This window comes from Flavobacterium chryseum (genome assembly GCF_004362015.1).
In the GTDB taxonomy this organism is placed as follows: Bacteria; Bacteroidota; Bacteroidia; order Flavobacteriales; family Flavobacteriaceae; genus Flavobacterium.
This window is the reverse complement of record NZ_SNWW01000010.1, coordinates 1-11948: the sequence shown is the minus strand read 5'-3', so window position 1 is coordinate 11948 and position 11948 is coordinate 1. Positions and strand designations below refer to the sequence as shown.

The following is an 11948-nucleotide window of genomic DNA, read 5'->3' as shown; positions in this document are numbered from 1 at the left end:
ATTTCAGATTTTAGAATATAGATTTTAGATTGAAATATGAACAATTTAAATTTAAAAAAGTGGCTCCGTTACGAGCTAAATATTGGTAGAAAAAGAAGATTACCCACAATTTTCTCATCCCGAGGAACGAGGGATCACACTAGAAATTCCTCAAAGAAATTCGTCAATTTTTGTCGAGTTACGAGTGTGATTTCTCCTTCGTCGAAATGACAAAGCGATAAAAACTTGAAACTATAAAACATAACCATATATCCAAATGAAGAAATATCAATTAATTACTTTAGTTTTATTTTCCATTTCAATTTTCGCTCAAAAAATAGATCGAAAAGCATTGGTAACAAGGCACAATGTTCAAATTTCTACTATAGACACTTTGGCATCTCTGACTGTTGGAAACGGTACTTTTGCTTTTACCGTTGATGCGACCGGATTGCAGACTTTTCCTAAAAAGTACGAAAACGGGATTCCGCTGGGAACACAGTCTGAGTGGGGTTGGGATAGTTATAAGAATACCAATAATTATAAATTCTCAGAAACTTTAAGAGATTACAAACAGTACGGAAGAGATATTTCATACACAGTTCAAATAAAAGAACCCGCCAGAAAAGTCGAAGCTGTAAATTGGTTCAGGCAAAATCCGCATCTGTTGCAATTGGGAAATTTGGGTTTTGAAATTACCAAAAAAGACGGAAGCGCAGCAAAACCGGAAGACATCAAATCAATTGTGCAAAAACTAAATTTATGGACTGGAGAAATTGAAAGTTATTTTGAAGTAGAAGGAATTCCGGTAACGGTTTTTACTGTTTCGCATCAGGAAAAAGATGCAATTGGTGTAAAAGTAAAATCAGATTTATTGCAACAAAAACGTTTAAAAATCAGTTTGAGAATTCCGTTTCCAACCGGAGATTGGTCTGATATGGGAACAAAATGGGAAGGCAAACAAGACTATAAAAGCACACTTACAGAAAAGTCTAAAACAGAAGCGATTGTTACTCATGTAATGGACAGTATTTCATACAGCATCAATTTGAATTGGAAAGGAAACGCTCAGATAAAAAAGACAGCAGATCATTATTTTGTAGTTGAAGCATTAAATACGAACACTTTAGAATTGAGTTGTCTTTTTGCTTTAGCAGATAAAAAAACAGCAAATTCTTCCTTTACAGAAATTCAAAACAGCAGTATAAAAGGCTGGGAACAATTTTGGAAAAGCGGCGCTGCAGTAGATTTTTCAGGAAGTACAGATCCCCGCGCTAAAGAATTAGAACGACGAGTGATTCTCTCGCAATATTTAACCAAAGTGCAATGCACAGGAAAAATTCCGCCGCAGGAAACAGGACTAACGTACAACAGTTGGTATGGAAAACCGCATTTAGAAATGCATTGGTGGCACGGCGTTCACTTCGCATTATGGAATCGACCGGAATTATTAGAAAAAAGCCTTCCGTGGTACCAGAAAGTTTTTGATAAAGCAAAAAACATAGCCCAAAAACAAGGTTTTGAAGGTGCAAGGTGGCAAAAAATGACCGATCCTGATGGCAATGAAAGTCCGTCGTCTGTAGGTTCATTTTTGATTTGGCAACAACCGCATTTTATAACTTATGCCGAATTAATGTACAGAGCAAATGCAACAAATAAAACGTTGAATTTATACAACGAGCGCGTTTTTGCAACGGCTGATTTTATGGCTTCGTTCGCCAATTATGATGCTAAAAACGATCGTTATGTTTTGGGTCCCGGAGTAATTCCGGCACAAGAACGCTTTAAGGCGATGGAAACTTTTAACCCTACATATGAATTAGCGTATTGGAATTGGGCTTTGAAAACCGCAATCGCTTGGAAGAAAAAATTAAACCAGAAAGTACCGGAAAAATGGGAAACAGTTTTGGCTAAATTATCTCCGTTGCCAGTTGCTGATAATGTTTATCTGGCAACAGAAAGCGCTACAGATTCGTATACCAATCCAGAATTTAAAACGGATCATCCTTCTGTGTTAGGAACTTTCGGGATGCTTCCTGAAACCTCTCTTTTAGATAAAAAAATCATGAAAAATACGTTCGATCTGGTTTGGAAAACCTGGTCCTGGGATAAAACCTGGGGATGGGATTTCCCGATGACTGCGATGTCGGCAGCACGTTTAAATATGCCCGATAAAGCAATTGATGCCTTATTTATGAACGTGACAACAAATACTTATTTGAAAAACGGACACAATTATCAGGCAGAAAGACTAACGCTTTATCTTCCCGGAAACGGTGGATTATTAACCGCAGTTGCCATGATGTGCGGCGGCTGGGACGGAACAACAATTGAAAATCCGGGTTTCCCTAAAGATGGAACATGGAAAGTACAAAGTGAAGGATTTAAAAAGATATTTTGATTTTTTTGAAGATTCTAAGTTGCTGAGGTTCTGAGGTGCTAAGTTTTTAGTAAAGTTTAGTTTGTCATTTGAGGAACGAGAAATCTGCTTAAATCTTTTTAAATCTGCGTGAAACTTTCTAATCCACATAAAAAAAGAATTATGAAAAAAAGAATTTTATTCCTGCTATTGTTTTTCTCCTATTCCATTTTTGCCCAAAGACAAATGGAAAATTTAGACCGCGGCATAATTGCCATAAAAGACAAGGGACAGTTTTTTATTGGCTGGCGCGTTTTAGGAACAGATCTAGATGATTTGGCTTTCAATTTATATAGAAAAAGCGGTACTAAAAAACCAGTCAAATTGAATGACAAACCAATTTCGGGTGCCACAAATTTTATAGATACCAAAGCAAATCCACAAGAAGAAAATACATGGTTTGTAAAAACAGTTGTAAAAGTAAAAGAAACAGAAGCGTCGGGAAGTTTTTCCATTTCTGCTGAAAGTCCGGATAAAGATTATTTGTCCATCCAATTAAAATCGATTGAAGGCTATATTCCAAATGATCTTTCAGTTGGCGATTTAGATGTCGATGGAAAATACGATTTGATTGTGCACATGACTGGAAAAGCCCACGACAATTCGCATACCGGAATTACAGATCCACCAATATTTCAGGCTTATACTTTAGAAGGAAAGTTTTTATGGCAGATTAATTTAGGAAAGAATATTCGAGAAGGAGCTCATTATACACAATTTTTGGTATACGATCTGGATGGCGACGGAATTTCAGAATTTGTTTGCAAAACAGCTGATGGTACAACAGATAGTCAAAACAATATAGTGGGCGATGGTTCGAAGGACTGGGTAGACAGAGATCCGCATTCTCCCGTCTTTGGTAAAATTTTAAAAGGCCCTGAATATCTTTCGGTTTTTGATGGAAGAACAGGCAAAATAATTACAACCGTCGATTACATTCCGGAACGCGGTGATCTTGGAGGTTGGGGCGGACATGGCGGAAGCGGTGGAAATGACACAAAAGGAAACCGAATTGATCGTTTTACAGCCTGTATTGCTTATTTAGACGGAATTCATCCGAGTGTTGTAATGTGCCGTGGTTATTATGGAAGAACGGTTTTAGCTGCGTGGGATTTTAAAAATAACAAACTTACTTCGAGGTGGATTTTTGACAGTAAAGATGCCGAGAATCCGTATTCCGGAATGGGAAATCACGGGCTTACGGTTGCTGATGTAGATAATGACGGAAAAGATGAAATTATTTACGGCTCAATGTGTGTTGATGATGATGGAAAAGGATTGTACACCACAGGTTTTAGGCACGGAGATGCTTTGCATGTTACCGATCTTGACCCTGACGTTCCCGGTTTAGAAGCTTTTGGAATACATGAAATTGAAAATGGAACTACAGGACCTGGCGTAACTTTGTTTTCGGCAGCCGATGGAAAAGTTTTATTTACAGATTCTCTTAATGAAGATGTCGGCCGTGGTGTCGCAGACAATATAGATCCGACAAGAAAAGGTGCGCAATGCTGGTGGTCAGGATCTCCTGATTTGCATGACATGAAAGGAAATAAAATTGGAAAAGCACCAACATCAACCAATTTTGTCATTTATTGGGATGGTGATTCTTCAAGAGAACTATTGAATTCAAATTATATTGATAAATACAATAAAGGCCGATTATTCACTGCAACGGGAGCTGCCTCTAATAATGGAACAAAATCAACACCCGCACTTTCTGCAGATATTCTGGGAGACTGGAGAGAAGAATTAATTTTAAGATCAGAAGACAATAAAGAGCTTAGAATTTATTCCACCACAATTCCCACAGAAATCAGACAATATACCTTAATGCACGATCCGCAATACAGGCTCAGTATCACATGGCAAAACGTTGGATATAATCAGCCGCCGCACACGAGTTTTTATATGGGAAAAGACATGAAACCTGCTCCAAAGCCGAATATTGTTTTAGTACCGCAGAAAAAATAAAAAGAGCCCCGATTTAAACAATCGGGGCTCTTTTTTGATTTTTATTTTAAGTAAAAATTGAAAAGTATAATTTTTTTAGAAAGACAAGATTAAACATGTCTTACACTTCATTTTTCGTTGTTTATTATTTTTCAGTTTTGAAATTAAGTATATACAGTAATCTTATTAATTTTTTTTATCATTTAACAAAATAAATTTAAAATTAATGGGATATGTTTAAAATAAATACTTTTATTTTTTGATATATGCATTTGTTTATTTTTCCTAGTATTTACGGGGGGTTGAAGATTTTTATGGTTAAAAAAAACTTAATGCATTTTTGTAAAACATTGTAAATTAGAATGATAATAAATTAATTGGCAGGATACTACAGGATAGTACGAAATGAACTTCTCGATAAATTTGAGTTAACTATTAATTAACCAAATTTTAACTTTATGAAAAACAAATTTAGCGTTTTGCTTGTTATAGTGATGTTGTCATTATTGCATGTATCTGCCTATGCTCAGAACAAAGTAGTTAAGGGTATCATTAAGGATCCTTCAGGATTGCCAATACCAGGTGTCAACGTTCTGATTAAAGGAAGCAAGAGTGGTGTAAGTACAGATCTGGACGGAAGTTATTCTATCAGCGTTTCCTCAGGAACTGTTCTCGTATATAGTTTTATCGGCTTTAAATCTCAGGAAATTACTATCGGAAATTCAAATGAATATAATGTTGTGCTCAAGGAAGACGACAATTCTCTGGAGGAAGTTGTCGTTGTTGGATATGGTGTAAAAAAGAAAAAAGATCTTACCGGATCTATTGTAAGTGTTGGTGCCGAAGAAATTGCGTCCAGGCCTGTCGTAAATGCAGTACAAGCCATGCAGGGTAAAGCTGCCGGTGTAGATGTTTCTTCGAATGAGCGTCCGGGAACAGTAGGTACTATTACCATTCGTGGCTCGCGCTCTATCTCGGCTTCTAATGCGCCGCTTTATGTGGTAGATGGAATCCCTTTAAATTCAAGACTTGTTACAGATGCTTCTACCGGAAAAATTAGTGTGGATCCGAATTCTGGAGGAATCGATTTTTTAAACCCAACCGATATTGAAACAATCGATGTATTAAAAGATGCCTCGGCTACCGCTATTTATGGTTCCCGTGGTGCGAACGGGGTTATTATCGTAACAACAAAAAAAGGTAAGAATGGAAGATTTACTTTGAATTATGATACTTCACTAGTAATGGAAACCATACATGAAAATGCTCCGATGATGAATGCTGCAGAATACATCGAATTTCGCCGTTGGGGAAGATATTATTCTAATCCAGCAGCTTTTCCAAAGGGAGATGCTCCAAATATCGAAAATGATAAATTGATTTTCCTGGCTTCTGCAGATCCTTCTGCCTGGGCAAATATTGAAAAAGGATGGAGAGATGCCAGTGGAAACATAACCACAACATGGGATGGGTCTAAAGTAGCAACTACAGACTGGACAAAATTTGTGACCCGTACAGGAATTACACAGCAACATACCATAGGGGTTAGCGGTGGTACAGAAAAAATGAAAGCCTATGGTTCTTTTGGATATTTAAATAATACAGGAACATTGCAAGGACAAAGCTATTTGCGTTACAGCGGTACAGCCAATGTTGATATTACGCCTACCAAATGGTTCTCGATGGGTGCAGGTCTTAATATCAGTTATGGTGTAAATGAATACGGACAATCTAATGTAGGAAGAACAGCCGTTACCACTACTACCGGAATCTACGCAACAGCCCGTACAAATCTTCCGTATGCAGTTCCTTATGACAGCAACGGAGTAAGAATTGATAATCCCGGAGGAGATTCAACCATCAGAACACCTGTAGATGAATATAAATATTCACAGGATCAGCGTGTTTCATTGCGTACTTTTGGTAGTTTATATGCCCAGATTGATTTCGGCACTTTTTCTAAGTCACTCGAAGGTTTAAAATACCGTGTTAATTTTGGTCCGGATATCACATCGTACCGCGATGGAGTATATTTAGATGGAAAATCAGCCATTCGCTCCGGAACAAGTTTTGCTTCTTTAGCCAATGAAAAATCAATTTCTTACACGCTGGATAATTTGATTTTTTATAATAAAACATTTGGCAATCATAATTTTGGTGCAACTTTATTAATGAGCCAGACGGAATATCACAACGAACAAAGTTCACTTTCTGCCAATGATATCAAAAATCCCGCAAACAAATGGAATTCTTTAACTCCTGCTAATGTTACACTTGCAGGATATTCTTCAGGATTGACAGATACGGGTTTATTGTCGTACATGGGGAGAGTAAACTACAGCTATGCCGATAAATATTTACTTACGGCATCTGGTCGTTTTGATGGTGCTTCGCAATTAGCATCAGATAACAGATGGGCATTTTTTCCAAGTGCATCTGTAGCGTGGATTCTGAATAAAGAAAAATTTTTAGAAAATGTATCTTGGCTTAACCAGCTAAAAGTAAGAGTTGGTTATGGTGTAACAGGAAACGCCGCGGTTCCGGCTTATGCAACGCAGCCTCCATTAACAGGAATAGTATATCCAAACGGATCTGGTGTAATAGACAATACGACTTTAGGCAATTTAGATCTGGGCTGGGAGCAAACCTCACAATTTAATTATGGAATCGATTTCTCTATGTTCAGCAATAGAATTTCCGGTGCTTTAGATTATTACACTAGCAAAACTACCGATTTATTATTAAAAAGCAGCGTACCTACAGTTATCGGAGTAAAAGACACTTATCAAAATGTTGGTGAAACAGAAGGAAACGGAGTAGAGCTTACTTTGAATACGGTGAACATAACGACAAAAGATTTTGAATGGACTTCTAATATTAGTGCGTCATACCAACAAAGCCGAATTGTATCGCTTCAAAATGGAAAATTTGATGATATCAACAATAACTTATTTATTGGAGAATCTCAAAACGTGACTTACGGTTTCGAATCAAACGGAATTTGGAAACCGGAAGATGCCGCTGAAATGGCAAAATTTAATGCAGCTGCAGGATCCAATATTTTTTCATTTGGTAACGCAAGACCGGTAGATCAGAATGGAGATTATAAAATTGATGCCAACAACGACCGTGTCATTATTGGTTCTAAAGATCCAAAATATATCGTTGGATTAACGAATACTTTTGCTTACAAAAATGTCGAATTCTCCTTCTTTGTTTACGGTCGTATGGGGTATTTATATGATACTTTGGGAGAAAATGAAGGTGCAAAAGGAAGTCAGCGTGCCATTAATTATTATACAGACAACAATACCAATGCAGAATATCAAAAACCAATCTACTCTGCAGGTACAGGAGATCCTTATTTTCCTGTCTTAGGATATCGTGACGGTTCATTCCTGAAAATAAGAAACATTTCTTTAGGCTATCGCTTCGATAAAGAATTAGTGGAGAAACTAGGACTTTCTAAACTTAGGCTGTATTGCCAGGCAAGCAACCCGGGTATGATTTTCTCTAAAGTAAAATGGACTGATTTGGATACACAAACAACAGCTTCAAACAGAGGTATGACTTTGGGATTAAACGTAGAATTCTAAATTAATTTTAAATAAAAATAGTATGAAAAATTATAGAAACCCATATATCAATTTAATGTTGCTTGTTGTGCTTGCTTTTGGCAGCAGCTCCTGCAACAAAGATTTTCTGGACGAAGAACTGACCACAGCCTATAGCAAAGATTATTATAAAACCGAGGCAGGAATTCAGGCGCTTGCTGTTGGTACTTATTACCAGGTGTTTGCGGCAGAATTTGCCAGTGAAGTGCCACTTACAGCAACAGAATCCGGTACAGATGAATTTCATGCCGGCGGAGATCCATCAAACTGGATTTGGAATTCCTATTCGTCAGGTTTCAAAGCGTTTGTAACAGCATCGAATGCCAACACGGTTGCGGCAAATACGAATTGGGACAATTTGTATATTGGAATTGGAAATGCTAATCAATTAATTGAATCTGCTACAAACATTGCATCTTCTAACGATGCGATCAAGAAAACAGCATTAGGAGAAGGATATTTTTTAAGAGCATTTAATTATTTAAAATTGGTAAGCCAGTATGGTGCTGTTCCGATAAAATTAACAACAAGTTCTACCGTTGAATTAGAATTTACCAGAGCAGCGCCTCAACAGGTTTTAGAACAAATAATTACCGATTTTACACAAGCATATAATCTCTTAGGAAATGCAGGCGCTCCGGCTAAAATTACCAAAGATGCTGCAGCACATTATTTGGCAAAAGCCTATTTAACGCGTGCCAGTGAAATTAATGATGGCTGGAATTCAGCCACAAAAGTAACTGATTTACAACAAGTAGTGACTTTATCTGATGAGGTGATTTCACATCATCCGTTAGCAGCAAATTATGTCGATTTATGGAATTACACCGTTGCGGATGGTGCCAATGAGAAACTTCCGGAGTTAATCCTGTCTGCTCAGTTTAATGCCAGTACATTAACTACAGGAGGCAATCAGCAGCATTTGCATTTTCTTTCTACCTATGATCAGTTGCCTCAAATGAAACGAAATTTAGCAGGAGGGAGACCATTTAGCCGTTTAGCACCTACATATTTTGTTTACGATGTATTTGATCATGTAAACGATTCTCGTTTTTGGAAAAGTTTTCAAACAAAAAGCATCATCAATAATAAATCAGGAAATTATTATGCAAACGGTGATCTGGGTATCATGTATATAGTAAATTATGCAGCTGATACACGTTTTGCCAAAACTAAAAATACAGATGCTATAATTTATTCTAAAACAGGAAAAACAATTCCAAGTGTGTATGTGGCTTATGCAGCAGACCATGTTGGTTTAATGGCCGATGTTCGATTTCCATCTTTAAATAAACATCTCGACGGCAACAGGATTGATGTAAGCAACACTAAAGGATCCCGTGATATGGTACTGGCACGTTCAGCAGAAACTTATTTGATGGCCGCCGAAGCAAAAATACGTTTGGCACAATTAGGATCAGCAACATTTGCTGATGCATTATCGTATATTAATGCCGTTCGTACCCGCGCTGCCTATAAAGCGGGAGAGAACCGCGCTGCTTATACGGATGGTTTAGCTGCCTGGACTGTTGGAGGTCAGGCTGGAATTCCAATTTCTTTCATTCCTGAAAATTCGTATTATGAATCTAATAATATTCCCGTTGCAACTACAGCAACCAGTTTAGCAATCACCAGTACCGGAACTTTGCCCGCAGAGGATGAAGCTGTTATTTCAAAACTGGGATATGGCAGTGAATATGACCGAATGCTGTGTTTAGTTCTAAACGAAAGAACCAGAGAACTTTGCGGTGAGTTTCATCGTTGGGAAGACCTTAGTAGAACCAAAACTTTAGTAGCCAGAGCAAAAGCTTATAATATTGAGGCAGCTCCAAATATTCAGGATTATCATAATTTGCGTCCAATTCCGCAAACTTTCCTTGACGGTGTATACGCCAACGGAAAACCATTAACGGCTGCAGAAAAAGATGCCATGCAGAATCCGGGTTACTAACGATTTTCATTTTTAACTACTAGTTTTAAACCGTCTCATTTTTTAGAGACGGTTTTTTTACCATGAACTCTATTCCCTGTTTTAAGTTGAGGAATAAACCAGCGGATTAATCTTAAAATATAGAAAAATGACAAAAAACACTATTCGTAATGCTTTCAAGATGAAATTAAAGCCGGGTTTTGAAGCCGAATATAAAAAACGCCACGACGAAATTTGGCCTGAATTGACCACTTTGCTTTCAGACAGCGGTATACAGGATTACAGTATTTTTTTAGATGAAGAAACACTTATATTGTTTGCCGTACAAAAGATAAGTCCCGACTTTGATCACAAGTATTTGCCCAATCACCCTATTGTACAAAAATGGTGGGCTTATATGGGAGACATTATGGAAACAAATCCGGATAATTCGCCCGTTGCCATTGCATTAAAAGAAGTTTTTTATTTAGATTAAAAAATAAAAAATGTTTTAAATTGAATTCTTCACTTTAACTATCATTAGTATGAATTATAAAGCAACCCACATTATAACATTATTCGCCTTTGGATTCTGCGCTGCAGTAAGTGCTCAGACCAATGATGTAACTACGCCATTGCATTTGATGAAGCCCGATTATGTAACACCTTATGTTATTCCAGAAAAAAGCAATATCGAAGCAGTTTTAAACAGAGTGTATACTTTTCTGGAAGAAAATACAGCTTCAAAAGCGGTACTGGCAAGTGACAATTCAGAAGTAAAAGACTTTAAAAAAGCAAAAGGAAAAATCATATTTTCTCCAGGTGCTTTTAGATTAACAAGTTATGAATGGGGCGTTACGTATGCCGGAATGCTTTTGGCAGCTGAGGCTACAGGAAAAAAAGAATATGCAGATTACACCAATACACGCCTTAAACTTATTGCAGATATTTCAGAAAATTATAAAAGCGAAAATGAAAAAGATTCTCCTGTACACACCGTTTTAAAACCAAGAGCTTTAGACGATGCAGGTGCATTATGCGCCGCATTTATAAAAGCCAAAAAAGCAGGAAATAATGCCAATTTTGATCCTGTAATAAACAATTTTATAAAATACATAAGTGAAAAGGAATTCCGTTTGAAAGATGGAACTCTTGCCAGAAACAGGCCTCAGGACAATACACTTTGGCTTGACGATTTGTTTATGAGCGTTCCCGCTTTGGCTCAAATGGGAAATTATACCGGCGATGTAAAATATTTTGATGATGCTGTTAAACAAGTCAATCAATTTTCTGAAAGAATGTTCAACAGTCAAAAAGGACTTTATATGCACGGCTGGGTCGAATCGATGCAGGTTCATCCGCAGTTTCACTGGGCACGAGCTAATGGTTGGGCGGTAATGACAATGGTCGAATTGCTGGAAGTATTGCCTAAAAATCATCCCGGATATCCTCAGGTTTTGGCACAGCTTCAAAAACACATTGCAGGATTATTGCAGTATCAGCACGGAACAGGTTTTTGGCATCAATTGATCGATAGAAATGATACCTATTTGGAAACTTCGGCTACAGCCATATATACCTATGCTATTGCCAGAGCCATAAACCGTGGTTATGTAGATAAATTGGCTTATACTCCTGCAGTTTTACTGGCGTGGAATGCGGTTGCATCAAAAGTAAATGCAAAAGGCCAGGTAGAAGGAACTTGCGTAGGAACCGGAATGGGTTTTGATCCGGCTTTTTATTATTATCGTCCGGTAAATTTATATGCTGCTCATGGTTATGGTCCCGTTTTACTGGCCGGAGCCGAAATGATTTCTCTTTTGAAAAACAGCAAGTTTGAGATCAACGACAGTTCTATTCAGTTGAAAACAAAGAGTTGATTTGTTTATGAGTTATGAATTATGAATTATGAGTTATAAGAGAGATAGAATATAATAAAAACAAAACCTCGTTTAAATTTATTTAAACGAGGTTTTGTATAAAATCTAAAATCTAAAATCTAAAATCTAAAATCTAAAATCTAAAATCTAAAATCTAAAATCTAAAATCTAAAATCTAAAATCTAAAATCTAAA

General features: G+C 37.1%; 6 protein-coding genes. All 6 read left to right on the top strand.

Annotated elements, in window-relative coordinates; all coding sequences use genetic code 11:
• Positions 1-256: 256 nt before the first annotated feature.
• The 6 genes from EV143_RS21535 (at position 257) to EV143_RS17525 (ending at position 11754) form a co-directional block, all read left to right on the top strand.
• Complete coding sequence (locus EV143_RS21535) at positions 257-2380, top strand: hypothetical protein (RefSeq protein WP_166638181.1); 2124 nt, start codon at positions 257-259, stop codon at positions 2378-2380.
• Between the two features lie 141 nt (positions 2381-2521).
• Positions 2522-4372, top strand: a complete 1851-nt coding sequence (locus EV143_RS17545) for a rhamnogalacturonan lyase (protein WP_133509247.1) — start codon at positions 2522-2524, stop codon at positions 4370-4372.
• Between the two features lie 437 nt (positions 4373-4809).
• A complete protein-coding gene (locus tag EV143_RS17540) occupies positions 4810-7947 on the top strand; it encodes a SusC/RagA family TonB-linked outer membrane protein (RefSeq protein WP_133509246.1) in 3138 nt (1045 codons plus the stop codon).
• A gap of 22 nt (positions 7948-7969) precedes the next feature.
• The gene (locus EV143_RS17535; protein ID WP_133509245.1) at positions 7970-9916 is read left to right on the top strand and encodes a RagB/SusD family nutrient uptake outer membrane protein; all 1947 of its coding nucleotides are present in this window, start codon (positions 7970-7972) and stop codon (positions 9914-9916) included.
• A 127-nt stretch (positions 9917-10043) separates the two neighbouring features.
• Entirely contained in the window at positions 10044-10370 is a 327-nt protein-coding gene (rhaM, locus tag EV143_RS17530) for an L-rhamnose mutarotase (protein WP_133509244.1), read from the top strand.
• Between the two features lie 49 nt (positions 10371-10419).
• Complete coding sequence (locus tag EV143_RS17525; RefSeq protein WP_133509243.1) at positions 10420-11754, top strand: glycoside hydrolase family 88/105 protein; 1335 nt, start codon at positions 10420-10422, stop codon at positions 11752-11754.
• Positions 11755-11948 lie beyond the last annotated feature (194 nt).